Origin of the sequence: Nocardia pseudobrasiliensis NBRC 108224 (assembly GCF_001613105.1) — a bacterium.
GTDB classification, from domain to species: Bacteria; Actinomycetota; Actinomycetes; order Mycobacteriales; family Mycobacteriaceae; genus Nocardia; species Nocardia pseudobrasiliensis.
This window is the reverse complement of the sequence record NZ_BDBS01000011.1, coordinates 1-25,090: the sequence shown is the minus strand read 5'-3', so window position 1 is coordinate 25,090 and position 25,090 is coordinate 1. Positions and strand designations below refer to the sequence as shown.

Sequence of the window (25,090 nt, the reverse complement as noted above, 5' to 3'; positions counted from 1 at the left end):
TGCGTAACCACGTAGGGCCCCTCGGGCATGCGAGAGAGGACGCAGCATCATGACCGAGGTCGGGAACAGAGCCGTATTCGGGTCGGATCATCCGATCGGTGTCGCGGTCCTCGGCATGGGCAATGTCGGAACCGAGGTGGTGCGCATCCTGCGCGAGCACGCCGATGATCTGCGCTCGCGCGTGGGCGCACCGCTGGTGCTGCGCGGCGTCGCGGTGCGCAACCTCGACCGCGACCGCGGCGTACCCGCCGAACTGCTCACCACCGATGCCGAGACCCTGGTCACCCGCGACGATGTGGATCTGGTGGTCGAGGTGATGGGCGGGATCGATCCCGCCCGCGGTCTCATCGGCGCCGCGCTGCGGGCCGGTAAGTCCGTGGTCACCGCCAACAAGGCGTTGCTGGCCGACTACACCGGCGAACTCGCCGCCGCGGCCGAGACCAGCCGTGCCGACCTGTATTTCGAGGCCGCCGTCGCCGGCGCGATTCCGGTGGTGCGCCCGCTGATCCAGTCGCTGTCCGGCGACCGGGTCGACCGGGTGGTCGGAATTGTCAACGGCACAACGAATTTCATCCTCTCCGCGATGGACGAGACCGGCGCCGACTACGAGATCACGCTGAAGGAGGCCACCCGGCTGGGCTATGCCGAGGCCGATCCGACCGCCGATGTCGAGGGTTACGACGCCGCCGCCAAGGCCGCGATCCTCGCGTCGCTGGCCTTCCACACCCGGGTCACCGCCGCGGACGTGTACCGCGAGGGCATCTCGAAGATCACCGCTGAGGATCTGGAAACCGCTGCGGCCGTTGGTTGTACGGTCAAGCTGCTGGCGATCTGCGAGCGGGTGCCCGCCGGACCGGGTGAGCCCGGACCCGGCGAGGGCGGTAAGGAACGCATCTCGGTGCGGGTCTACCCGGCGCTGATTCCGCGCAAGCATCCGCTCTCGGCGGTCAACGGCGCGTTCAACGCCGTGGTCGTGGAGGCCCAGAACGCGGGCCGGTTGATGTTCTACGGCCAGGGGGCCGGTGGCGCGCCCACCGCCTCGGCCGTCATGGGTGATCTGGTGATGGCGGCGCGTAACAAGTTCTACGGTGGTCGCGCGCCGGGCGAATCGGTTTATGCTGAGCTGCCGATCGCGCCGATCGGCGACACGCCCACCCGTTATCACGTGAATCTGCAGGTTGCCGACCGCACCGGCGTTTTGCAGGCGGTGGCCGGCGAGTTCGCCAAGCACGGTGTGAGTATCTCGACGGTCCGCCAGGAGGGATCGGATGAGGGCGCGCGGCTGGTCGTGGTCACCCACCACGCACAGGAGTCGGCGCTGGCCGATACGGTGGCCGCACTGGCCGAATTGGAATCCGTCACGTCCGTGACCAGCGTCTTGAGATTGGAAGGCACCGAGGAATGAGTACCACTGGAACGCCGGTCCACAGCGCGTGGCCGGGTCTGATCGCGGCCTATCGCGATCGACTAGCAGTGGGCAGCGACTGGGAGCCCGTCACGCTGTTCGAGGGCGGCACCCCGTTGGTGCCCGCGCATCATCTGTCCGAACTCACCGGCTGCGAGGTCTACCTCAAGGTCGAGGGCGCCAACCCGACCGGATCCTTCAAGGACCGCGGTATGACCATGGCGATGACCGACGCGAAGGCCCGCGGCCAGAAGGCCGTGCTGTGCGCCTCCACCGGCAACACCTCGGCCTCGGCCGCCGCCTACGCCACGCGCGCGGGTATGCACTGTGCGGTGCTGATCCCCGAGGGCAAGATCGCGATGGGCAAGCTGGCCCAGGCGGTCATGTTGGGTGCCAAGATCATTCAGGTGCAGGGCAACTTCGACGACTGCCTCGAGCTTGCCCGCAAGGTGACCGCGGAATTTCCGCAGGTCGGCCTCGTGAACTCGGTGAATCCGGCGCGGATCGAGGGCCAGAAGACCGCGGCCTTCGAAATCTGCGATGTGCTCGGCCGGGCTCCGGACGTCCACGCGCTGCCGGTCGGCAACGCGGGCAATATCACCGCGTACTGGAAGGGCTACAGCGAATATCACGCCGACGGCGTCACCGGCTCGTGCCCGCGCATGCTGGGCGTGCAGGCGGCCGGGGCCGCGCCACTGGTCAACGGCGCTCCGGTGAAGGATCCGGAAACAATCGCCACCGCGATCCGGATCGGCGCTCCCGCGTCCTGGAACGGTGCGGTGAATGCCAAGGAGGAGTCCGGTGGCGCCTTCCGGGCCGCCACCGACGAGGAGATCCTCGCGGCATATCGCCTGGTGGCGAGCACCGAGGGCGTCTTCGTCGAACCCGCGTCCGCGGCGAGTGTGGCCGGTCTGCTGGCCGCGCGCGCGGAGGGCTGGCTCGATGCCGGGCTGACCGTGGTCTGCACGGTGACCGGCAATGGCCTCAAGGATCCGGACACCGCCCTGAAGGGCATGCCCGAGGTGCGGGCCGTCGGCGTCGATCCCGTCGCGGTGGCCCACGAGCTGAAGCTGGCCTGAGTTGAGCTCCCGCGAAGGTCAAGTGATGACCAGGACCCTGCCGGCCGGGATCACCGTCACGGCAAGGGTTCCGGCGTCCAGCGCCAATCTGGGACCCGGATTCGACTCCCTCGGCATCGCACTGGGCCTGTTCGACGAGATCGAGGTGCGGACCACCGATTCGGGGCTGACCATCAAGGTCGAGGGTGAGGGCGCCGACGACGTGCCTTGGGGCCCTTCGCATCTGGTGGTCCGGGCCATCGAACGCGGCCTGGAGTCCGCCGGGGTCTGGGCCGATGGCCTGGATGTCGTGTGCCGCAATGTGATTCCGCACTCCAGGGGCCTGGGTTCCTCGGCCTCGGCGGTGGTGGGCGGATTGGCCGCCGGCCGCGGTCTGGCCGCGAAATTCGATTCCGAGCTGTCCTGCGACGATGCCGAATTGGTGCAACTGGCTTCGGAATTCGAAGGTCATCCCGATAATGCGGCCGCCAGCGTACTCGGCGGAATCGTGGTGTCGTGGACCGAACCGCCCGCCGATCCGGCCGTGGATCACCACGCGCGGACCTACCGGGCGGTGCGTTTGGATCCGCATCCGGCCTTGTGCACGACGGTTTTCATTCCCGAGGAGCGCTCGGCCACCGCGCATACGCGTGGTCTGCTACCGGAATTGGTGCCGCACGGCGACGCCGCGTTCAACGCCAGCCGCGCCGCGCTCGCGGTCGTAGCCCTGACCCAGCACCCCGACCTGCTGCTTCCCGCCACCGCGGATCGGTTGCACCAGATGTATCGCGCCTCGGCGCTGCCGCTGACCACCAGGTGGGTCACGCGGTTGCGCGAGGCGGGAATCGCCGCGGTCGTCTCGGGCGCGGGCCCGACGGTATTGGCGTTCGGCACCACCGAATTGCCCGCCGAACTGCACGAACAGGCCGCCGCCGAGGGTTTGCGCGTGGTGACGCCGAGCATTTCCGACGGCGTACGGGTGGATTGACGGCGCGCCTGCCTTGCTGATGAGAAATGGGAGAGCTATCCTGAGCACGTCCGTACATCGTGCGCGTCAGACGCCGGTGCTTCATCAGGGCAATCGCTCCAGCAGGCTCCTTGCTCAGGCTCGGGACACGAGTCTCGGACATATGGGGAAAGCAACTGGAATGATCTCTCCCACCTTTGTAATCCGGTGGCCGAAGCCCAGGTGGTGACGGCCGCCGGTCCGGCGGGGCAGGCGATACGGCATCCGAGCTCGGCGCGATGATCGGGCTTCGGGACGAAACCCTCGAATAAGCACACGGCAATCGAGGGAAGGAAAGGATCTCCGTGACAGATACGGACCTGCTCGCGACACCCGGGGTGGAAACCAATGAACGTTCCTCGGGCCGCCGCGAAAGTGACTCCGGACAGATTTCGAAGATGAGCGAACACACTGACGTCGCACGATCGGGGCTGACTGGAATGTTGTTGCCGCAGTTGCGTGCGCTTGCCGGCGAGCTCGGTATCCGAGGCACCTCCGGGATGCGTAAGGGCGATCTGATCGCCGCCATCAAAGAGAATCAGGCCGCCACGTCCGGAAAGGCCGCTCCGCGCGGTCAGAAGGGTGACGTGAAGACGGAGACGGCGAAATCCACCGCGCAGGCCACCGAGGCGCCCGCGTCGGGTGGTGAGACCGCTTCGACGAAGAACGCCGCGGCCAAGAGCCGGGCGAGGGTCGAGCAGCCGACGCTCGACAGCGTCGCGCACGATGAGCCGGCCGCGAGCGCCGCGCCCGTCGAGACCACCGAAACCGCTTCGCGCCCAGCTCAGTCCGGGGACGACACCGGGCGCGAGAGTGGTCAGCGCGGCCGGGGTCGCCAGCGCCGGGGCCGCGAACAGCGCGGTGCCGCCGGTGAGGCGACCGCCGAGAATGCGTCGGGCTCCGAGGCCAAGGACGGCGAGGCCAAGCAGGAGCAGGACGGTGGCGATCGCCGCCGCGACCGCAACCAGCAGAACGGCCAGAACCAGAACAACCAGGCCAACCAGAACGGCACCCGCGCCGACCGCGATCGCGATCGCAACAAGGACGCCGACGACGACGAGGGCGGCCGCGGCCGTCGCGGTCGCCGCTTCCGTGAGCGTCGTCGCGGGCGTGACCGCGAGGGCGGCGAAACCCGCGGCGGCGGTGAGGTCGAGATCCGCGAGGACGACGTCCTGCAGCCGGTCGCCGGCATTCTCGACGTGCTCGACAACTACGCGTTCGTGCGCACCTCGGGCTACCTGGCCGGGCCGAACGACGTGTACGTGTCGATGAACCTGGTCCGCAAGAACGGCCTGCGTCGCGGTGACGCCATCACCGGTGCGGTCCGGGCGCCGCGCGACGGTGAGCAGGGCAACCAGCGGCAGAAGTTCGATCCCCTGGTGCGGCTGGACACGGTCAACGGCTCGGATATCGAAAGTGCCAGGCGCCGACCGGAATTCGGCAAGCTGACCCCGCTGTACCCGAACCAGCGCCTGCGGCTGGAGACCCAGCCCAACAAGCTGACCACGCGCATCATCGATCTGATCATGCCGATCGGTAAGGGACAGCGCGCCCTGATCGTGTCACCGCCGAAGGCGGGTAAGACGATGATCATCCAGGACATCGCCAACGCGATCGCCACCAACAACCCCGAGTGCTACCTGATGGTGGTGCTGGTGGACGAGCGTCCCGAGGAGGTGACCGATATGCAGCGTTCCGTACGCGGCGAGGTCATCGCCTCCACCTTCGACCGCCCGCCGGGCGACCACACATCGGTCGCCGAGCTCGCCATCGAGCGGGCCAAGCGGCTGGTCGAGATGGGTCAGGACGTCGTGGTGCTGCTGGACTCGATCACTCGACTCGGGCGCGCGTACAACAACTCGTCCCCGGCGTCGGGCCGAATCCTCTCCGGTGGTGTGGATTCCACCGCGCTGTACCCGCCCAAGCGGTTCCTCGGCGCGGCCCGCAACATCGAGAACGGTGGCTCGCTCACCATCCTCGCCACGGCGCTGGTCGAGACCGGATCCACCGGTGACACCGTCATCTTCGAGGAGTTCAAGGGCACGGGTAACGCTGAGCTCAAGCTCGATCGCAAGATCGCCGAGCGCCGCGTGTTCCCGGCGGTCGATGTCAACCTGTCCAGCACCCGTCGTGACGACCTGCTGATGAATCCAGACGAGGCCGCGGTCATCCACAAGCTGCGCCGAGTGCTGTCCGGTCTGGACTCGCACCAGGCCATCGATCTGCTGATCGACCGGCTGAAGAAGACCAAGAGCAACCTCGAGTTCCTGATGACGGTCTCCAAGACCGCACCGGGTGCGCTCGAGGAGTGATACCGGCACCGACGGCGGCCCTGCTTCGGCGGGGCCGCTGCGGTATTTCGCGGGCCGGGGGGTAGAAGATCAGTCCGATCGCCGCGGCGCCGACGATCAGGAATCCGAGGATCACCGCGGTGATCGTGGTGATGCCACCGGTCGACACGGCGGTCGCGGTGAATTCGAATCGGGGGGTAGCGGTAGGGGGATCGGGTGGCGCGGCGGCATATCGGTCACCCGGTGCCAGCCACCAGCCGATGGCGACCATCAGGAACAGGGCCGCGAATGCCGATCCGGCCAGACGCGTGCCGGCGGACCTGGACGCGGCGTGGAGATGCACTGCTTTCCTTTCACGTAATCGCACGGTTCTCACCTGGCGATACTCTATGAACAACCGTGTACGCGATCCCGAGTAGCGAACTACTCGACTTCCGCGGGGTGCGGGAATGAAACAGTGCGGGGGTGCGTTTTGAGAGCGTGTCAGCGGTTCTGGCATACTGGTCCGCTGGTGCGTCTGCTGGTAGAAGGCAGAGCATCCCGCCTAGTCGGCTCCGGTTCACGCCCTCGAATTTCGACGGCGACCCGGCGGCCATATCGAAAGGACACCCATGAAGGCAGGAATCCACCCGGCATACGTGCCGACCACCGTCGTCTGCGGTTGCGGCAACACCTTCCAGACCCACAGCACCAAGGAGTCGGGTCACATCACGGTCGAGGTTTGCTCGCAGTGCCACCCGTTCTACACGGGCAAGCAGAAGATTCTGGACACCGGCGGCCGCGTCGCCCGCTTCGAGGCCCGCTACGGCAAGCGCGCCGGCAAGAAGGCCGACACCGACGCCAAGTAGCTGTCCCGCCGACGCCCGTCCTGCACCGCAGGCCGGGCGTCGGTGTGTTTGGACACCCCTTCGACTTTTTTCTTGCGAGGAGCATCTGGCATGGCCGACAAGACGGCCCCCTCCGCGGTCGACGACGTACTGGCCGAATACAACGGTCTGGAGACGCAGCTGGCCGATCCGGCGCTGCACAACAACCCGGCCGAGGCCCGGCGCGTCGGTAAGCGGTTCGCCGAGCTCGCTCCGGTCATGTCGACCTACAACAAGCTCAAGGCCGCGACCGACGATCTGGCCGCCGCGCGGGAGCTGGCGGCCGACGACTCCGCCTTCGCGGCCGAGGTTCCCGGGCTCGAGCAGCAGGTGGAGGAGCTGTCCAAGGCGCTCACCGATCTGCTCGCCCCGCGCGATCCGCACGATGCCGACGATGTGGTGCTCGAGGTGAAATCCGGTGAGGGCGGCGAGGAATCGGCGCTGTTCGCCGCCGATCTGGCCCGCATGTACATCCGCTATGCCGAGCGGCACGGGTGGAAGGTCGAGGTGCTCGACGCCAATATCTCGGATCTGGGCGGCTACAAGGAGGCCACGCTCACCATCAAGAGCCGCGAGCCCAGCCGCGACGGGGTGTGGTCGCAGCTGAAGTTCGAGGGCGGCGTGCATCGCGTGCAGCGCGTGCCGGTAACCGAATCGCAGGGCCGTATCCATACTTCCGCCGCGGGTGTGCTCATCTATCCCGAGCCCGACGAGGTCGAGCAGGTGCAGATCGACGAATCCGATCTGCGTATCGATGTCTACCGGTCCTCGGGTAAGGGTGGCCAGGGTGTCAACACCACCGATTCGGCGGTGCGCATCACCCATCTGCCCACCGGCATCGTGGTGACCTGTCAGAACGAACGGTCCCAGCTGCAGAACAAGATTCGTGCCATGCAGGTGCTCGGCGCGCGATTGCAGGCGCTGGCCGAGGAGCAGGCCGAGGCCGAGGCGGCCGCGGGCCGGGCGACCCAGATCCGCACGGTGGACCGGTCCGAACGCATTCGGACCTACAACTTCCCGGAGAACCGGATCACCGACCACCGCATCGGTTTCAAGGCCCACAATCTGGATTCGGTGCTGGACGGGGACTTGGACGCCCTTCTCGACGCATTGGGTGAAGCGGACCGCGCGGCCCGGTTGTCGGCGGAGTGATCCGGGCATGACCCGTCGTCCGCTGCGGCCCGTCATTGTCGAGGCCGTCGAGACCCTGCGACGGGCGGGCGTGCACAGCCCGGCCGTCGATGCCGAATTCCTGGCCGCCCATGTGCTCGGGGTGGAACGGTCTCGGTTGGCGCTCGTTCCGATGGTGACGCCCGAGCAAGTGGCGGAATACCACGGGCTGATCGCCCGCCGGGCCGAGCGCATTCCGCTGCACCATCTCACCGGCACCGCGGCCATGGGCGACATCGACCTGCTCGTGGGTCCCGGTGTCTTCGTTCCGCGGCCCGAAACCGAGCTGCTGTTCGCCTGGGCCCTGGCACAACTGGAGGCCGCCGGGCACGACCATCCCCCGATCGTCGTGGACCTGTGCACCGGTACGGGCGCCCTCGCCCTCGCGATCGCCCATGCGCGCCCCGACGCGAAAGTCCATGCGGTGGAACTGGATCCGGCCGCCCTGGGCTGGGCCGAACGCAATGCCGCCGAGCGCGCGCGCGATGGGGACACCCCGATCACACTGCATCACGGCGATGTCACCGACGCGGCGATCCTGTCCGAGCTGAACGGGCGCGTCGACGTCCTGGTCTCGAATCCCCCCTACGTCCCGTCGGATGCGGTGCTGGAACCCGAAGTCGCCGACCATGATCCGCATCTCGCGCTGTTCGCGGGCAAGGACGGCCTCGACGTCATCCGCCCGATGATCGGCACCATCGCTCGCCTGCTGCGAAGTGATGGCGTCGCGGCGGTGGAGCACGACGACTCCAATGGTTCCGAGGCGGCCGCGCTGTTCCGGGCGCACGGGGGATTCACGGCCGTCGTCGAGCATCCGGACCTCGCCGGAAGGCCGCGGTTCGTGGCAGTTCGCCGGACGAACTGAGCCCGACCTTCGCCCACCCAAGGCTTCGCCCCGTCGTTTCCCGGGCTTCGCCCTCGTCAATTCCGGGCTTCGCCCTCGTCGTTACCCGGCCCCGCCCCTCCTTTCCCGGGCTTCGCCCCCCCTTCCTTCCCCGGCTTCGCCCCGCTACCTTTTCCTGGCCGAAGGCCGGGATGAATTACCTCTGATTCAGAGGTATTCTTTCTGTCATGGAACTCACAACCGTCCCTGACACCCCCGAGCGGGAGGTGGTCGGCACGTTGTTGCGGACCTTCGGGCGGTTTCGGCGGCAGGTCGGGCGGTTGGCGGGGCGGTCGTTCGATCGGTCGGGGGTCAGCACCTCGCAGGCGGAGTTCTTGCGGTTGGTGGGGCGCAATCCGGGGATTTCGGTGAAGGAGGCCGCGGGGGAGCTCGGGCTGGCGCCGAACAGTGTGTCGACCTTCGTGACCGCGCTGGTGCAGGCGGGATTGCTGGAGCGGCAATCGGATTCGGCGGATCGGCGGGTGATGCGGTTGAGCCTGCCGGTGCGGGTGCAGGCGCAGGTCGACGAAACCCGTAGGCGCCATCACGATCTCATCGCCACGGCGCTGGCGGAGCTGACATCGGAGGAACGGGAGGAACTGATTCGCGGTCTCGCGGTGATGAACAAGGTGACCGACAGCCTGCACCGACGCGAGACGAAGGGAAACAGATGACCGAAACGAACTGTCCCGCAATCGAATGCGCGGGACTCACCCATCGCTACGGCGACCACGTCGTGATCGACGATCTGAACCTGCGCATCGAACGCGGCGAGGTCTTCGGCCTGCTCGGCCCCAACGGCGCGGGTAAGACCACTACGATCCGCCTGCTCACCACATTGATGCCGGTGCGACAGGGCACGGTCCACGTACTCGGTTTCGAGGTCGGCCGCCGCAATACCGATATCCGCTACAACCTCGGCTATGTGCCGCAACAACTTTCGATCGAGGGCTCGCTGACCGGTCGGCAGAACGTCACCTGGTTCGCGCGCCTGTTCGACGTCCCGCGTCGCGAGCGCGCCACGCGCGTCGACGAGGTCCTGGAGGCCATGGACCTGCTCGACGTCGCCGATCGCCTCGCCGCGGGCTATTCCGGCGGTATGGTCCGCCGCCTGGAACTGGCCCAGGCCCTGGTGAACCGCCCGGCCCTGCTCATACTCGACGAACCGACCGTCGGCCTGGACCCGATCGCCCGCGACAGCGTTTGGGAACGCGTGCGCGACCTACGCCACCGCTTCGGTACCACCGTGCTGCTCACCACGCATTACATGGAGGAGGCCGACGCCCTCTGCGATCGAATCGCCTTGCTGCACAAGGGAGTTCTGCGCGCCGAGGGTTCGCCGGAGGACCTGAAGGCCGCCCTCGGCCCGACGGCCACCCTGGAGGACGTCTTCCGCCATCACGCGGGCGCGGATCTCGACGACGGCAATACGGAGGGAGGGCTGCGCAATGTCCGAAATACACGCAGAACCGCACAGCGCGCCGGTTGATTTCCCGCCCCTGCGGGTGGCCCCGCACGGCCCGGCGCGGCTGCTCGCGCTGCTGTCGCGCATCGGCACATTCGCCTTGGTCGAATTGCAGAAGCTGCGCCACGACCGCAGCGAACTGGTCACCCGCGCCGTGCAGCCCGCGCTGTGGATGCTGATCTTCGGCACCACCTTCGCCCGCCTGCGCACGATTCCGACCGGCGATACGCCATATCTGGATTTCCTGGCCCCGGGCATCATCGCCCAGTCGGCGCTGTTCATCTCGATCTTCTACGGCATCCTGCTGATCTGGGACCGCGATGCGGGCATTCTCAACAAACTCATGGTCACCCCGACCCCGCGCGCGGCGCTGATCACCGGGAAATGCTTTGCCGCGGGCGTGCGCTCGGTCGCGCAGGTGCTGATCATCGTGGTCCTCGCGCTGATCATGGGCGTACATATGACGCTCAATCCGCTGAAGCTGTTCGGCGCGGTGGTCGCGGTCGTCCTGGGCGCGGCGTTCTTCGCGTGCCTGTCGATGACCATCGCGGGCGTGGTAGCCAAGCGCGATCGGCTGATGGGTATCGGTCAGGCCATCACGATGCCGCTGTTCTTCGCCTCCAACGCGCTGTATCCGATCGATCTGATGCCGGGCTGGCTGCGCGTGGTCAGTCATGTCAATCCGCTCAGCTACGAGGTCGACGCGCTGCGCGGGCTGCTGGTCGGCGGCCCGCATCAGCTCTGGGCGGATATGGGCGTCTTGGTGCTGGCCGCGGTGCTCGGAATCGCCTGCGCCTCCGCGCTTCTGGGCCGGTTGGTCCGATGAGCGGGCGGCCGCGCCGGTCCGACCACAGCGCATTCGGCGGCAACCAATAGACTCACACGCCGTGAGTACCGTCTACGACTGCTCCGATCCCGACTCGCGTGCCGCCGGCATCACCGCCGCGCGGGCCACTCTGAAATCCGGGCGGTTGGCCGTCATCCCGACCGATACGCTCTACGGCATCGCCGCCGACGCGTTCGATTCGTCGGCCGTGTCCGCGCTGCTGGCGGCCAAGCGCCGCGGCCGGGACATGCCGGTTCCGGTGCTGGTCGGCTCGTGGAACACCATCGACGGACTCGTGTTCTCGGTGCAACCACAGGCCCGCGAGCTGATCCGCGCGTTCTGGCCGGGCGGGCTGAGTCTGGTTGTGCAGCAGGCGCCGTCGCTGGCCTGGGATCTGGGTGATGCCCGCGGCACGGTGATGCTGCGCATGCCGCTGCATCCGGTCGCGCTGGAACTGTTACGCGAGGTCGGGCCGCTGGCTGTTTCCAGCGCGAACGTCTCCGGCCAGCCCCCGGCCACCACCGTCGAGGAGGCGCGCGGGCAACTCGGCGATCTGGTGAACGTGTACCTCGACGGCGGCACGGCCGATCACGGTGTCGCCTCCACCATCGTTGATCTGACCGCCGACAAACCGCGCATCCTGCGCGAGGGCGCGGTCACCGCGATGCAGGTGGCCGAGGTGCTCGGGATGTCGCCGGATGAGCTGACGCCCGAGACCACGCGGTGACGGCCTGGTAGATGCTTCTCAGTCAGGGAACGGAATACAGTCAGGGCGCGGTCGTTCCGCTACGCGAGCTGCTGCTGGTGCTGCTCGTGTCCACGGTGATCACGCTGCTGTCCACCGGTGGTATCCGGGTGCTGGCCATCTGGTTCGGCGCGGTCGCGATACCGCGGGAACGCGATGTGCACGTGAAGCCGATTCCGCGGATGGGCGGGGTCGGCATCTATCTCGGCGTGCTGGTCGCGGTGGCCTTCGCGCATCAATTGCCCGCCCTGCGCCGCGGTTTCGAATATCCCAAGGACATTCCGGCGGTCGTCGTCGCGGGCACGCTGATCGTGCTGGTCGGCGTCCTCGACGACCGCTGGGGTCTGGACTGGCTGACGAAGCTGGTCGGCCAGATCACCGCCGCCGGGGTGATGGCGGTCATGGGGCTGAGCTGGGTGGCCATCTACAACCCCTTCAACAACACCACGGTCGTACTGGATCCGCTGCAGGGCGGGCTGGTCACCGTCGTCATCACCGTCACGATGATCAATGCGATGAATTTCGTCGACGGCCTGGACGGATTGGCGGCCGGACTGGGACTCATCGCCGGGGGCGCGGTATTCGTCTTCAGCGTCGGATTGATGTATCAACAGGGCGGCGCGACCGATACCTATCCGCCCGCACTGCTGGCCGCGGCGCTGGCGGGCGGCTGTCTGGGATTTTTGCCACACAATTTCTCCCCGGCCCGATTGTTCATGGGCGATTCGGGCTCGATGCTGATCGGACTCATGCTGGCCGCGGTCTCCACCGGTGCGTCCGGACGAATTCCGCTCGCCGGATATGGGCGTCCGCACGACATCGTGGGTCTGCTCTCGCCGCTGCTTTTGGTCGGCGCGGTGATGTTCATCCCAGTTCTGGATCTGGTGATGGCGATCATCCGGCGTGCGCGCGCGGGCGTCAGTTTCTCCACTCCGGACAAAATGCACCTGCATCACCGGCTGTTGCAGATCGGACATTCGCAGCGGCGTGTGGTGTTGCTCATCTATCTATGGGTCGGAGTGCTCGCATTCGGGGCGGTCGGTACGTCACTGATCGATCCTCGCCTGGTGGTGCTGTTGTTCGCGGCCGGACTGGTTTTCGCGTTGGTCGTCACCGCGGTGCCGTCGCTGCGCGATGTGTTCGGGCTGGGGCGGAGGCCGCGCGGCGGCGAAGCGGGCGACGGGTAAAGTAGCCGAACGTGAGCACCGCATCCGAGCATCATCCCGACGCCCCGCTGCGCGCCGCGCTGCGCTACGGCATCGCCGGATTGGTTGTGCTGGTGATCGTTTCGGTGGTGCTCGGCTCGATCCTCGCGGGGGGCGCCGGATTCTGGGGCGCGCTGATCGGATCGGCCATCGGCGGCTTCTTCATTCTCACCACCGCCGCGCTGGTGCTGTTCAGCGCCAAATTGGATTCCGGTATCCAGGGCATGGTCATGCTGGCGAGCTGGGTCGGAAAACTGCTGGTCGTGATGCTCGTGGTGGCCGCGCTCAAACAGTTCGACTTCTACAGCCCGATGACGCTGTTCCTCACCGTGGTGGGCGCGCTGTTGATCGTGCTCGGGGCCGAGACCTACGGCCTGCTGCGCCAACGTGTTCCGATTGTGGCGACGCCGGATGAGCGCGCCGATCAAGATCATTCAAATGTTTGACGCGACCCCCTACACAGTGTCGTAGATACCTTGGTAAACTCTTTACCGTAGGCAGCCGAACCATAGGGTCGGTCACTACCTCTCCATGAGAGCGGCTATGCTTACAGCCGTGCCGGACCTGAGGGGGTTCGGCCCTGCACCGTCGACGATGTCGCCGACGTACAGACGCCACGAGCGGGTGACGCCCGCGCAGCTGCTGACGAACTTCGAGCCGACCTGAGTCGACCACCAGATCGTCAATGTCCGATCGAACCGCGGGTATCGCCATACCCGCGGCCCGAACACGGGAGAGAACGCTGAGCGTCACCACTTTGGCGGGCGAGTTCCACGCGCCTTCGCTGCAAGACTTCTACCCTCCAGCTGTGCTGTTCGAGGGGACGCCTTTCGAGCTCGACCGTTTGATGCTCATTCGCGTCCTGATGTCCGTTGTGCTGTTGGCGGTCATGTTGCTCGCATTCCGCAGCCCGAAGCTGGTTCCGCGCGGTCTGCAGAACGTCGCCGAGTACGGATTGGTGTTCGTGCGCGAGCAGATCTGTGACGAGGTGTTGGGCAAGGAATCCGGGCGGAAATACTTCCCGTTGATCGCCACCATCTTCTTCACGGTGCTGTTCCTGAACTTCTCCAGCATCATCCCGTTCCTGAACATCTCCTCCAACGCGCGTATCGGTATGCCGTTGGTGCTGGCCGTCATCGCCTATCTGGCGTTCAACTACATCGGCATCAAGAAGTACGGCTTCTGGAAGTACATGCGCTCGTCGATCGTGGTGCCGAATGTGCCGCCCGCGATGCACGTGCTGCTGATTCCGATCGAGTTCATCTCGACCTTCGTGCTGCGCCCCTTCACCCTGACCGTCCGACTCATGGCGAATATGCTGGCCGGTCATATCATGCTGGTGTTGTTCTTCAGCGCCACGCAGTTCTTCCTGTTCGAGGGCGCCGCCTGGATGAAGGGGTTGTCACCGTTCTCGCTGGCAGGTGGGTTCGCCTTCACCCTCTTCGAGATGCTGGTGATTTTCCTGCAGGCCTACGTGTTCGCGTTGCTGACCGCTGTGTACATCAGCCTTGCCCAGCACGCCGACTCGCACTGACCGCACGACCGCACAAAGACTGACCCACACGCCGCCGGGGGTGTGGGCAACAGAAAGGGAAAAGAAATCTCATGAGCCTCTCCTACGTGGCCGCTGAACTCGCCCAGACCACCGACAAGGTGAAGGGCTACGGCGCCGTCGGTTACGGTCTGGCCGCCATCGGCCCCGGCATCGGCGTGGGCATCGTGGTCGGTAAGGCGATCGAGGGCATCGCTCGTCAGCCCGAGCTGCAGGGCACCATCCGGACCAACATGTTCCTGGGTATCGCGTTCACCGAGGCGCTGGCCCTGATCGGTCTCGTCGCCGGCTTCATCTTCTGATTGCCATGAACACGATGTATTTGCTCGCGGCTGAGGGAGGGGACGACATCAACCCCCTCCTCCCCGAGTCGTACGACATCATCTGGTCGATCGTCTGCGTCGCGGTTATCGCGTTCGCCTTCTACAAGTACGTGATCCCGCGGCTGCAGAAGGTGCTCGACGAGCGCTCCGACAAGATCGAGGGCGGCCTCGCCAAGGCCGAGGCCGCGCAGGCCGAGGCGCAGGCGACGCTGGAGCAGTACCAGCAGCAGCTGGCCGAGGCCAGGCTCGAGGCCGCGCGCATCCGTGAGGAGGCCCGCAACCAGGGCCAGCAGATCCTCGCGCAGATGCGTTCGGAGGCCCAGGCCGAGGCCGATCGCATCGTCGCCGCCGGTCATTCCCAGCTCGAGGCCCAGCGTCAGCAGATCGTGACCGAACTGCGTGGCGAACTCGGCCGCACCGCCGTCGATCTGGCCGAGAAGATCATCGGACAGTCGGTGTCGGATCAGGCCAAGCAGGCCACCTCGATCGACCGATTCCTTGCAGAATTGGACGAGAAAGCCGGCATCGGGGTCGGAAGGTAACCCCCGGCGGAAACCGACACAGTGAAAGTGGGAAGCATGTACGCAGCGAGCCGCGAGGCGAGCTCCCGGGCCCGGGAAGCTCTTTCGGCCGCTCTCACCGGGAGCGACTCCGTCGCCGCCACGACGGGCTCCGAATTGTTCGCCGTTGTCGCCGTACTCGACGACCAGCGTTCGCTGCGTGTGGCGCTCGCGGATAAGTCGGTGTCGAGTTCGGCGCGTGCCGAACTGGCCGAACGCGTTTTCGGCGGCAAGATCAGCGCGGCCACCCTGGCCGTGCTGACCACCGCCGTCGCCCAGAACTGGTCCCGTACCCGGGACCTGGTCGACACGCTGGAATTGCTCGGGCAGGAGGCGCTGCTGCGGGCCGCGACGGATCGCGGCCGCATCGACGCCGTCGAGGATGAGCTGTTCCGGCTCGGCCGGATCGTCGAGGACAATCCGGACCTCGAACAGGCCCTCGCCGCGCGCGGTACGTCGGCGCAGGCCAAACGCGAGCTGCTGGAACGGCTGCTCAGCGGCAAGGTCGAGGACATCACCCTGCAGCTGGCCCAGCAGGCGGTGGGCCGTTCCGTCGGTGACGTCGGTCCCGTCTTCGACCGGTTGTCCGATCTGGCCGCGGCGCTGCGTAAGCAGATCGTCGCCCATGTGCGCGCGGCGGTCGAACTGTCGCCGCAGCAGCGCGAGCACCTGGCGGCCTCGCTGCAGCGCATCTACGACAAGCCGATCACCGTGCACGTGCAGGTCGATCCGACCCTGCTGGCCGGCGTCGTCGTGCGAGTAGGCGACGACGTCATCGACGGCAGCGCCATCGGACGACTGCAGCGCATGCGGCAGTCCCTGACCTAGCCGCACACCCCCGACATTCCTTCAGACCACAGCGAGAGCAGGAAGAACCATGGCGGAGCTGACGATCTCCCCCGATGAGATCCGTAGCGCTATCGAGAGCTACACCCAGAGCTACACCCCCGAGACCTCCATCGAGGAGGTCGGTACCGTCACCGACACCGGCGACGGCATCGCCCACGTCAGTGGCCTGCCGTCGGCGATGACCAACGAGCTGCTCGAGTTCCCGGGCGGCGTGCTGGGCGTGGCGCTGAACCTCGAGGACACCTCGATCGGCGCGGTCATCCTGGGTGAGTTCGAGAACATCGAGGAGGGCCAGGAGGTCCGCCGCACCGGTGACGTGCTCTCGGTGCCGGTCGGCGACAAGTTCCTGGGCCGCGTCATCGACCCGCTGGGCGCGCCGATCGACGGCCTGGGCGATATCGAGGCCGAGGAGCGTCGCGTCCTCGAGCTGCAGGCCGCGACCGTGCTCGAGCGTCAGCCGGTCGGCGAGCCGATGGCGACCGGTATCACCGCTATCGACGCCCTGACCGCCATCGGTCGTGGTCAGCGTCAGCTGATCATCGGCGACCGCAAGACCGGTAAGACCGCGGTCTGCATCGACGCCATCATCAACCAGAAGGCCAACTGGGAGACCGGCGATCCGAAGAAGCAGGTCCGCTGCATCTACGTCGCCATCGGCCAGAAGGGTTCCACCATCGCGGGCGTGAAGGCCGCGCTGGAGCAGCACGGCGCGATGGAGTACACCACCATCGTCGCGGCTCCGGCCTCGGACTCCGCCGGCTTCAAATGGCTTGCGCCCTACACCGGTTCGGCCCTCGGCCAGCACTGGATGTACCAGGGCAAGCACGTCCTGATCGTGTTCGACGACCTGTCCAAGCAGGCCGAGGCCTACCGCGCGATCTCGCTGCTGCTGCGTCGCCCGCCGGGCCGCGAGGCGTACCCCGGTGACGTCTTCTACCTGCACTCGCGCCTGCTGGAGCGTTGCGCGAAGCTGTCCGACGATATGGGCGCGGGTTCGATGACCGGTCTGCCGATCATCGAGACCAAGGCCGGCGACATCTCCGCCTTCATCCCGACCAACGTCATCTCCATCACCGACGGCCAGGTCTTCCTCGAGTCCGACCTGTTCAACAAGGGTGTGCGCCCGGCGATCAACGTCGGTACCTCCGTCTCCCGTGTCGGTGGCGCCGCGCAGACCAAGGGTATGAAGAAGGTCTCCGGCTCGCTGCGTCTGGAGCTGGCGCAGTTCCGTGAGCTGGAGGCGTTCTCCGCCTTCGCCTCCGACCTGGACGCGGCCTCGCTGGCTCAGCTCGAGCGCGGCGCCCGCTGGGTCGAGCTGCTCAAGCAGGACCAGTACACCCCGGTCTCGGTCGAGGACCAGATCGTGTCGCTGTTCCTGGTCGACGGTGGCTTCTACGACTCGGTGCCGGTCGGCGACATCCGCCGCTTCAATGCCGAGTTGCTCGAGGATCTGCACCGCAGCGCCGCCGACGCGTACAAGACGATCGAGGGCGGCAAGGTGCTCGAGGGCGACGCCGCCGAGCAGATCAAGTCCGCCACCGACAAGTTCAAGCACGGCTTCCTGGCCTCAGACGGCAGCCGCGTGGTGAACGAGCCCGAGGCCGGTCAGCTCGACCACGAAGAGGTCGAGTCGCTGTCGGTCACCCGCAAGCACGTCGACAAGTAAGCGGGCGAACCGATGCGACTGACCAATCGAGCGAAGGAAGGGAGTGTGACCAGTGCCTAGCTTGCGTGAATTGCGTGGCCGCATTCGCAGCGTCGGGTCGATCAAGAAGATCACCAAGGCTCAGGAACTGATCGCCACCTCGCGAATCAGCAAGGCGCAGGCCCGGGTCGCCGCCGCGAAGCCGTATGCGGAAGAGATCACCAAGGTGCTGAGCGAACTCGCGAGCGCCTCGTCGAATCTGAACCATCCGCTGCTCACCGAGCGGGAGAACGCCCGGCGCGCCGCGGTCCTGGTCATCACCAGCGACCGCGGTATGGCCGGCGGTTACAACTCGAACGTGCTCAGGCGCGCCGAGGAACTCCTGTCCACACTGCGCTCCGAGGACAAGGAGCCGGTGCTGTACGTGATGGGTGCGAAGGGCCTGACCTACTACACGTTCCGCAACCGCAAGGTGCTCGGTTCGTGGACCGGGTTCTCGCAGCAGCCGCACTACACCGACGCGTCCTCGGCCTGCAACCACCTGGTGGAGGCGTTCATGGCCGGCGCCGACGGTGAGGTGCCCGCGCCCAACGGCGAGGGCACCATCGAGGGTGTCGACGAAATCCACATCGTCTACACGCGATTCGTGTCGATGCTGACGCAGACCCCGGAGGTGCGCCGACTGGCGCCGATCCAGGTGAGCTTCGTCGACGAGAACTACGACCTCGGCGAGGACTTCGTCTCGGACTCCCCGACGGCGGATCTGCATCCGCTCTACGAGTTCGAGCCCGACGCGGATACGCTGCTCGGCCGTCTGCTGCCGAAGTACATCAACACGCGCATTTACTCGTCGTTGCTCGAGGCCGCGGCCTCGGAGTCGGCAGCGCGCCGCACCGCGATGAAGGCGGCCACCGACAACGCCACCGAACTCGTGAACGGCCTGACTCGCCAGGCGAACTCGATTCGGCAGGCGAACATCACGCAGGAAATCAGCGAAATCGTCGGCGGTGCCAATGCGCTGGCAGCCAGTTCTAGCGACTAAGCCCACCCAGGAAGAAGACAAATGACCGCAGCAGTTTCTGCAGAAAACAAGAGCCGGGCGGGCGCTGGTACAGGCCGCGTCGCCCGGGTCATCGGCCCCGTCGTGGACGTCGAGTTCCCGCGTGGCGCCATCCCCGAGCTGTACAACGCTCTGCACGCCGAGGTCACGCTGCCCTCGGTGGCCAAGACCCTGACCCTCGAGGTCGCACAGCACCTGGGCGACAACATCGTTCGCTGCATCTCGATGCAGCCGACCGACGGTCTGGTCCGCGGCGTGCCGGTCGCCGATACCGGCAAGCCGATCTCGGTGCCTGTCGGCGACGTCACCAAGGGCCACGTGTTCAACGCCCTCGGCGACTGCCTCGACACCCCGGGCCTGGGCCGCGACGGCGAGCAGTGGGGCATCCACCGCCAGCCGCCGTCGTTCGACCAGCTCGAGGGTAAGACCGAGATCCTGGAGACGGGCATCAAGGTCATCGACCTGCTCACCCCGTATGTGAAGGGTGGCAAGATCGGTCTGTTCGGTGGCGCCGGTGTCGGCAAGACCGTTCTGATCCAGGAGATGATCACCCGTATCGCGCGTGAGTTCTCCGGTACGTCGGTGTTCGCCGGCGTCGGTGAGCGCACCCGTGAGGGCACCGACCTGCACCTGGAAATGGAGGAGATGGGCGTCCTCCAGGACACCGCCCTCGTCTTCGGCCAGATGGACGAGCCGCCGGGGACGCGTATGCGCGTCGCCCTGTCGGCCCTGACCATGGCCGAGTACTTCCGCGATGTGCAGGGTCAGGACGTTCTGCTGTTCATCGACAACATCTTCCGGTTCACCCAGGCCGGTTCCGAGGTCTCGACCCTGCTGGGTCGTATGCCCTCGGCCGTCGGTTACCAGCCGACCCTGGCCGACGAGATGGGTCAGCTGCAGGAGCGGATCACCTCGACCCGTGGCCGTTCGATCACCTCGATGCAGGCGATCTACGTGCCCGCCGACGACTACACCGACCCGGCGCCGGCGACCACCTTCGCCCACCTGGACGCGACGACCGAGCTTTCCCGCCCGATTTCGCAGAAGGGTATCTATCCGGCCGTCGACCCGCTGACCTCGACCTCCCGCATTCTGGAGGCCTCGATCCTGGGTGACCGGCACTTCGCGGTCGCCAACGAGGTCAAGCGAATCCTGCAGAAGTACAAGGAACTTCAGGACATCATCGCCATCCTCGGCATGGACGAGCTCTCCGAGGAGGACAAGGTCCTCGTCGGTCGCGCCCGTCGTCTGGAGAAGTTCCTCGGCCAGAACTTCATCGTGGCCGAGAAGTTCACCGGTCAGGAGGGTTCGGTCGTGCCGCTGGAGCAGACCATCGACGACTTCGATCGGGTCTGCAAGGGTGAGTTCGACCACTTCCCCGAGCAGGCGTTCAACTCCTGCGGTGGTCTCGACGATGTCGAGAAGGCCGCGAAGAAGATCGCCGGGAAGTAGTCCACCATGGCGGAAATGTCAGTTGATCTGGTTTCCATCGAGCGGCGGATGTGGTCGGGCGAGGCGAGCTTCGTCAGCGCCCAGACCACCGAGGGTCAGATCGGTATCCTCCCCGGCCACGAGCCCGTCCTCGGCCAGCTGGCCGAGGACAGCGCGGTGACCATCGTCTCGACCGACGGTGAGCGCATCGTGGCGGCCGTGCACGGCGGATTCTTCTCGGTTACCGCGAAGACCGTCCGCATCCTCGCCGAGTCGGCGGAATTCGCCGCCGACATCGACGTCGATTCCGCTCGGTCGGTGCTGTCGGATCCGAACGCCTCCGAGGACGCGCAGAATGCGGCGCGGGCGCGGGTGCGTGCGGTCGAGGCGGCCAACGGCTGAGTTGCCAAGGGCGACAATTCGATTCGCTGAAGTTGTGGCGGTTCCGGAAGTATCCGGGACCGCCACACGGCGTTTCGAGGGGCTGTCCGCGCGTTCGTGATGGTGTAATAGCGGCAATACCTTCGGTTTCACCCGTTCGGAAATGAATTGGCGTACCGTGGCCGCCTGCGCAACATCGATGCGGCCTCGCGATTATGAGCGAGGAATGAATGGGCAAGCAGCATGCAATCGGTCGGGGTCGACTCGCGCGCATCGTCGTGATGGTCGCCGCAATGATTTCCGCAATCGGATTGTGGTCGCCCGGGCCCGCGCGAGCCGATGCGTTCGTTCCGCTACCGGACGGACATATCGACCAGCCGGGGATTTCGATCACCAGTAGTGGTGAGCGGGCGATCATTTCGCCGTCGATGGCCGCCAACGGGGCCGGGCGTACGGCCTGGGTATCGGGCAATCTGACCGTCGACGTGGACACTCCACCGGGTGTCATCGGTCCGAACAACGGCGCGCTGAATTTGCCGGGCTCCAATTTCTCGTCCACACACGGCTCATCCGGCCTCACGGTGGGGTACATCGTCGGTTGCCAGGTCTCGCTGGGTAGTTTGTCGAATTCGTTCGGATTCACGATCGCCACCACGGGTCCGGGACTGTCCGGCGGAATCTCGTTTCCGATCAGTCCCGGCGAGGTCAAATGGGTGCAGATCAACACCATCGATATGCCCAAGTCGGGCACCTATTACCTGAATTACCAGGACTTTCCGATGGATGTGCAGGGCTGTGGGGGTTATGCGCAGGCGCGTCAGTTCTCGGTCGTCGAGTTGATCGGCGCCGATTACGCGAAGGTCAGCCTCTACGGCATGCCGTTCAGCATCGGCTGAGGTCCGCACCAGACATAGGAGGTCGCATGATCCGCACGACGGCAGTGACGGCGATCGCGGTCACGGTCGGGCTGGGGTTGTGTTCGCCGGGGGTCGCGAACGCGGATACGTTCATTCCGCTGCCCGGCGGGACCATAACCCGCACGCTCGGCGACGGCACCGAGGTGACCGTTTCCATTCAGGGCGAATCCGCCAAGATCAGCGGATCGATGGGCGCGACGCCGCTGCATCGCAATGTGTGGACCACCGGACGCGGAGTGGTCGACGTCGCCGGTGGTAAGTCCGGGTCCGCATCGGTCAAGATCTATCCCGGATATGTGGTCGGCTGCCAGGTCAGTGTCAGCGGCTTGACCTCCGGGGAGAACGAATCCGGTTCGGTCGATCCGTCCAAGGCGGGCGGCTCAAATCCATTGGCCGCCCTCGGCGGCAATGTCGGCGGAACCGAGACGCTGGTGCTCGCCCCCGGCCAGGCCGCGGCGCGCTATCTGCTCGACATCGAGAAGCCGAACGACTTCGGCAACGATTCCCATAAGCGCTACCACCAGGTGACCGGCCCGCACGCGAGTGTGAGCTGGACCGACGAGACCTTCGCCCTGGACGGCTGCGCCGGTTACGCCCAGGCCCGGACCTTCGTCACCGCCGACGTGGCGACCGACAATACCGAGAGCATGATCACGGTCTGGGGCGAGCCGTTCAGTATGGGCTGAAACAGCTTGCCCACGTGGGTGTTTCGGCTACCCCATTCTCATGACCCCGGTCGGGGGATAGGCTCGACCGGGGCAGGGGCGTACCGGTCGTATCCGGTGTAGGGGTGGTTTGTAGACTCGCCCCCACGGTGACCTTGTTCGGGATGGCACGGCACTCGCGACGGCACAGGGGCAAAAGCGAAGGGACGGACCTGGATTGCGGACCGGGATGGTGCTTCTGATCATTCTGGTGCTGCTGCTCGTCGGCCTGGCGTTGGCATCCATCTACCGCTTCGTGATGTTGCGACGAGGTGGGACGGCGGCGATTCTGCGGGTACTACCCGCTAAAGGCGGACAGGGCTGGCGGCACGGTTTGATCCGGTACGACGAGGACCGCATGGTCTTCTTCAAGCTGACCAGTCTGAAGCTGGGCCCGGATTCGACGATTCACCGCCGCGGTATCGAGGTCGTGGACAGACGCGGCCCGGTCGGGGACGAATACGACATCATGACCGACGACATCATCGTGATCGCGGTCTCCGACGGTGACGGCAGTTACGAGTTGGCACTCGATCGCGGAGCCCTCGCGGCGTTCCTGTCGTGGGTCGAGTCCCGGCCGTCCGATCGGATCCGGCGTCGCCCCACGCTGTGAGGCAGACATACTGTCTGCATGAGTGTGCATCTGACGCGGATCTACACCCGGACCGGTGACGACGGAACCACCGGTTTGAGCGACTTCTCCCGGGTGCCGAAGACCGACCCGCGGCTGATCGCCTATGCCGACTGTGACGAAACGAATGCCGCCCTCGGTGTCGCGATCGCGCTCGGACAGCCCGGACCGCACATCCTCGAGGTCCTGCGCAGCGTGCAGAACGATCTGTTCGATGCCGGCGCCGACCTGTCCACACCGATCGTGGCCGAGCCCAAATATCCGCCGCTGCGCATCACCCAGCCCTATATCGACCGGCTGGAGGCGTGGTGCGATGAGTTCAATGCCGAACTGGCGCCGCTGAATTCGTTCATTCTGCCCGGCGGCACCCCGCTCGCGGCACTGCTGCACACGGCGCGCACGGTCGCGCGGCGCGCCGAGCGTTCGGCATGGGCCGCGGTCGAGGCGCACCCGGACGATACGAGCGCGCTGCCCGCGAAATACCTGAATCGGCTCTCGGATCTGCTGTTCATCCTCAGCCGGGTGGCGAATCCGGAGGGGGATGTGCTCTGGCGTCCCGGAGCCTCAGGTGGTGGAGACGCCGCGACCGACGCCACCGACCATTAGGCTGGCCCCCGTGAGTGAACGGTTTCTGGTGACCGGTGGCAGTCGCCTTGCCGGCGAAGTCGCGGTCGGTGGCGCCAAGAACAGCGTCCTCAAACTGATGGCCGCCGCCTTACTGGCGGAGGGCTCGACGACCATCAGCAACTGCCCCGACATTCTCGATGTGCCGCTCATGGCCGAGGTCCTGCGGGGCCTGGGCTGCGACGTCGTGGTCGAGGGCTCGGTCGTCACCATCTCCACCCCGGCCGAGCCGAAGTATCACGCGGACTTCCCGGCAGTCACCCAGTTTCGCGCCTCGGTCTGCGTCCTCGGACCGCTGATGGCTCGGTGCAAGCGAGCCGTGGTCGCGTTGCCCGGTGGCGATGCGATCGGCTCGCGTCCGCTGGATATGCATCAGGCCGGTCTGCGCCTGCTCGGCGCGACCAGCGAAATCGAGCACGGCTGCCTGGTCGCGCGCGCCGACGAACTGCAGGGCGCGCGCATTCGATTGGACTTCCCGTCGGTCGGCGCGACCGAGAACATCCTGATGGCCGCGGTGCTGGCCGAGGGTGAGACGGTCATCGACAATGCCGCGCGCGAGCCGGAGATCGTGGATCTGTGCACGATGCTCGCGCGAATGGGTGCGCGGATCAGCGGTGCGGGCACCTCGGTGCTGACCATCGAGGGCGTGCAGAAACTGGCGCCGACCACCCATCGCGTGATCGGCGATCGGATCGTGGCCGCGACCTGGGGTATCGCCGCGGCGATGACGCAGGGCGATGTTCAGGTCAATGGGGTGAACCCGAAGCATCTGTCCCTGGTGCTGGACAAATTGCGGTCCTCGGGTGCGCGAATCTCGTTCGAACCGGACGGTTTTCGGGTGGTGCAGGCCGAGCGGCCGCGCGCGGTGAACTTCTCGACCCTGCCGTTCCCGGGCTTCCCGACCGATCTGCAGCCGATGGCCATCGGGCTCGCGGCCATCGCCGACGGTACGTCGATGATCACCGAGAACATCTTCGAGGCGCGATTCCGCTTCGTGGAGGAGATGATTCGCCTGGGCGCCGATGCGCGGACCGATGGTCACCACGCGGTGGTGCGCGGAATCCCGCGGCTGTCGAGTGCGCCGGTGTGGTCGTCGGATATCCGGGCCGGCGCCGGTCTTGTGCTGGCGGGTCTGGTCGCCGACGGGGTGACCGAGGTGCACGACGTGTTCCACATCGACAGGGGCTACCCGCATTTCGTGGAGAATCTGCGATCGCTCGGGGCCGAGGTCGAACGGGTCTCCTGATCACGATCGCCCAAAAACGTTCCTGACCAGCCGATTTGACATCGATCTGGACGGCACGTAACTTATTCCAGGTCAGAGCGACACGGACACCGACCCGGAGCCGAAAGGACCGGGACACGAGGTTGGACGGGGAGCGCCTGACGATCACACGAGCTCCACCAAGATCACGGATTTGGATCCGCGCTCACGGTTGAGCTAAGCTTGAAAAGTTGCCTCACCGATCCAGCGGGCTCACCGCCCGGGGGAT

26 protein-coding genes are annotated in these 25,090 nt (G+C 66.3%); all 26 read left to right on the top strand.

Annotated elements, in window-relative coordinates:
- Positions 1-49 precede the first annotated feature (49 nt).
- The 26 genes from NP4_RS12690 to murA all read left to right on the top strand — a co-directional run bounded on the left by NP4_RS12690 (position 50) and on the right by murA (position 24,843).
- Positions 50-1,405, top strand: coding sequence for a homoserine dehydrogenase (locus NP4_RS12690; RefSeq protein WP_067996945.1), 1,356 nt, complete (start codon positions 50-52; stop codon positions 1,403-1,405).
- Positions 1,402-2,484, top strand: coding sequence for a threonine synthase (gene thrC, locus NP4_RS12685; protein ID WP_067996942.1), 1,083 nt, complete (start codon positions 1,402-1,404; stop codon positions 2,482-2,484). The genes NP4_RS12690 and thrC overlap by 4 nt, the downstream gene beginning before the upstream one ends.
- A 25-nt stretch (positions 2,485-2,509) precedes the next feature.
- Positions 2,510-3,451 (top strand): homoserine kinase, encoded by a 942-nt coding sequence (thrB, locus tag NP4_RS12680; protein WP_067996941.1) that lies wholly within the window; start codon positions 2,510-2,512, stop codon positions 3,449-3,451.
- Positions 3,452-3,774: 323 nt separating this feature from the next.
- On the top strand, positions 3,775-5,781 hold the full coding sequence (gene rho, locus NP4_RS12675) for a transcription termination factor Rho (protein WP_067996938.1): 2,007 nt from the start codon (positions 3,775-3,777) through the stop codon (positions 5,779-5,781).
- A gap of 590 nt (positions 5,782-6,371) precedes the next feature.
- Positions 6,372-6,608: a 50S ribosomal protein L31 gene (gene rpmE / locus NP4_RS12670; protein WP_062506058.1), complete on the top strand. Its 237-nt coding sequence runs from the start codon at positions 6,372-6,374 to the stop codon at positions 6,606-6,608.
- A gap of 90 nt (positions 6,609-6,698) precedes the next feature.
- On the top strand, positions 6,699-7,778 hold the full coding sequence (prfA, locus tag NP4_RS12665; RefSeq protein ID WP_067996936.1) for a peptide chain release factor 1: 1,080 nt from the start codon (positions 6,699-6,701) through the stop codon (positions 7,776-7,778).
- A 7-nt stretch (positions 7,779-7,785) separates the two neighbouring features.
- Positions 7,786-8,661, top strand: a complete 876-nt coding sequence (gene prmC, locus NP4_RS12660) for a peptide chain release factor N(5)-glutamine methyltransferase (protein ID WP_067996933.1) — start codon at positions 7,786-7,788, stop codon at positions 8,659-8,661.
- A gap of 206 nt (positions 8,662-8,867) precedes the next feature.
- The gene (locus NP4_RS43100; RefSeq protein ID WP_082875814.1) at positions 8,868-9,353 is read left to right on the top strand and encodes a MarR family winged helix-turn-helix transcriptional regulator; all 486 of its coding nucleotides are present in this window, start codon (positions 8,868-8,870) and stop codon (positions 9,351-9,353) included.
- Entirely contained in the window at positions 9,350-10,168 is an 819-nt protein-coding gene (locus NP4_RS12650) for an ATP-binding cassette domain-containing protein (RefSeq protein ID WP_067996931.1), read from the top strand. The genes NP4_RS43100 and NP4_RS12650 overlap by 4 nt, the downstream gene beginning before the upstream one ends.
- Entirely contained in the window at positions 10,128-10,970 is an 843-nt protein-coding gene (locus tag NP4_RS12645; RefSeq protein WP_082875813.1) for an ABC transporter permease, read from the top strand. Before NP4_RS12650 ends, NP4_RS12645 begins: the two co-directional genes overlap by 41 nt.
- Positions 10,971-11,031: 61 nt before the next feature.
- The gene (locus NP4_RS12640; RefSeq protein WP_067996928.1) at positions 11,032-11,697 is read left to right on the top strand and encodes an L-threonylcarbamoyladenylate synthase; all 666 of its coding nucleotides are present in this window, start codon (positions 11,032-11,034) and stop codon (positions 11,695-11,697) included.
- An 11-nt stretch (positions 11,698-11,708) separates the two neighbouring features.
- On the top strand, positions 11,709-12,902 hold the full coding sequence (locus NP4_RS12635; protein WP_067996925.1) for an MraY family glycosyltransferase: 1,194 nt from the start codon (positions 11,709-11,711) through the stop codon (positions 12,900-12,902).
- 11 nt (positions 12,903-12,913) lie between these two features.
- The gene (locus NP4_RS12630; RefSeq protein ID WP_174556125.1) at positions 12,914-13,366 is read left to right on the top strand and encodes a Cg1360 family ATP-synthase-associated protein; all 453 of its coding nucleotides are present in this window, start codon (positions 12,914-12,916) and stop codon (positions 13,364-13,366) included.
- A 239-nt stretch (positions 13,367-13,605) separates the two neighbouring features.
- Positions 13,606-14,454: a F0F1 ATP synthase subunit A gene (gene atpB / locus NP4_RS12625; protein ID WP_169813726.1), complete on the top strand. Its 849-nt coding sequence runs from the start codon at positions 13,606-13,608 to the stop codon at positions 14,452-14,454.
- A 71-nt stretch (positions 14,455-14,525) separates the two neighbouring features.
- Positions 14,526-14,774, top strand: a complete 249-nt coding sequence (locus NP4_RS12620; protein ID WP_062506066.1) for an ATP synthase F0 subunit C — start codon at positions 14,526-14,528, stop codon at positions 14,772-14,774.
- 5 nt (positions 14,775-14,779) lie between these two features.
- The gene (locus NP4_RS12615) at positions 14,780-15,337 is read left to right on the top strand and encodes a F0F1 ATP synthase subunit B (RefSeq protein WP_169813725.1); all 558 of its coding nucleotides are present in this window, start codon (positions 14,780-14,782) and stop codon (positions 15,335-15,337) included.
- 36 nt (positions 15,338-15,373) lie between these two features.
- On the top strand, positions 15,374-16,183 hold the full coding sequence (locus NP4_RS12610; protein WP_067996922.1) for a F0F1 ATP synthase subunit delta: 810 nt from the start codon (positions 15,374-15,376) through the stop codon (positions 16,181-16,183).
- A 49-nt stretch (positions 16,184-16,232) separates the two neighbouring features.
- Complete coding sequence (atpA, locus tag NP4_RS12605; protein ID WP_067996920.1) at positions 16,233-17,870, top strand: F0F1 ATP synthase subunit alpha; 1,638 nt, start codon at positions 16,233-16,235, stop codon at positions 17,868-17,870.
- Positions 17,871-17,922: 52 nt separating this feature from the next.
- The gene (locus NP4_RS12600) at positions 17,923-18,891 is read left to right on the top strand and encodes a F0F1 ATP synthase subunit gamma (RefSeq protein WP_067996917.1); all 969 of its coding nucleotides are present in this window, start codon (positions 17,923-17,925) and stop codon (positions 18,889-18,891) included.
- A 21-nt stretch (positions 18,892-18,912) separates the two neighbouring features.
- Positions 18,913-20,361 (top strand): F0F1 ATP synthase subunit beta, encoded by a 1,449-nt coding sequence (gene atpD, locus NP4_RS12595; protein WP_067996914.1) that lies wholly within the window; start codon positions 18,913-18,915, stop codon positions 20,359-20,361.
- Between the two features lie 6 nt (positions 20,362-20,367).
- Positions 20,368-20,742 carry a F0F1 ATP synthase subunit epsilon gene (locus NP4_RS12590; RefSeq protein WP_067996909.1) on the top strand — a complete coding sequence of 125 codons (375 nt, stop codon included), beginning with the start codon at positions 20,368-20,370 and terminating at the stop codon, positions 20,740-20,742.
- A gap of 272 nt (positions 20,743-21,014) precedes the next feature.
- Entirely contained in the window at positions 21,015-21,617 is a 603-nt protein-coding gene (locus NP4_RS12585) for an MspA family porin (RefSeq protein ID WP_245998223.1), read from the top strand.
- A 26-nt stretch (positions 21,618-21,643) separates the two neighbouring features.
- Positions 21,644-22,324, top strand: a complete 681-nt coding sequence (locus tag NP4_RS12580; protein ID WP_067996902.1) for an MspA family porin — start codon at positions 21,644-21,646, stop codon at positions 22,322-22,324.
- A gap of 208 nt (positions 22,325-22,532) precedes the next feature.
- Positions 22,533-22,955 (top strand): DUF2550 domain-containing protein, encoded by a 423-nt coding sequence (locus tag NP4_RS12575; protein WP_062506075.1) that lies wholly within the window; start codon positions 22,533-22,535, stop codon positions 22,953-22,955.
- 18 nt (positions 22,956-22,973) lie between these two features.
- Positions 22,974-23,579, top strand: a complete 606-nt coding sequence (locus NP4_RS12570) for a cob(I)yrinic acid a,c-diamide adenosyltransferase (protein WP_067996900.1) — start codon at positions 22,974-22,976, stop codon at positions 23,577-23,579.
- 10 nt (positions 23,580-23,589) lie between these two features.
- Positions 23,590-24,843, top strand: a complete 1,254-nt coding sequence (murA, locus tag NP4_RS12565; RefSeq protein ID WP_174556124.1) for a UDP-N-acetylglucosamine 1-carboxyvinyltransferase — start codon at positions 23,590-23,592, stop codon at positions 24,841-24,843.
- Positions 24,844-25,090 lie beyond the last annotated feature (247 nt).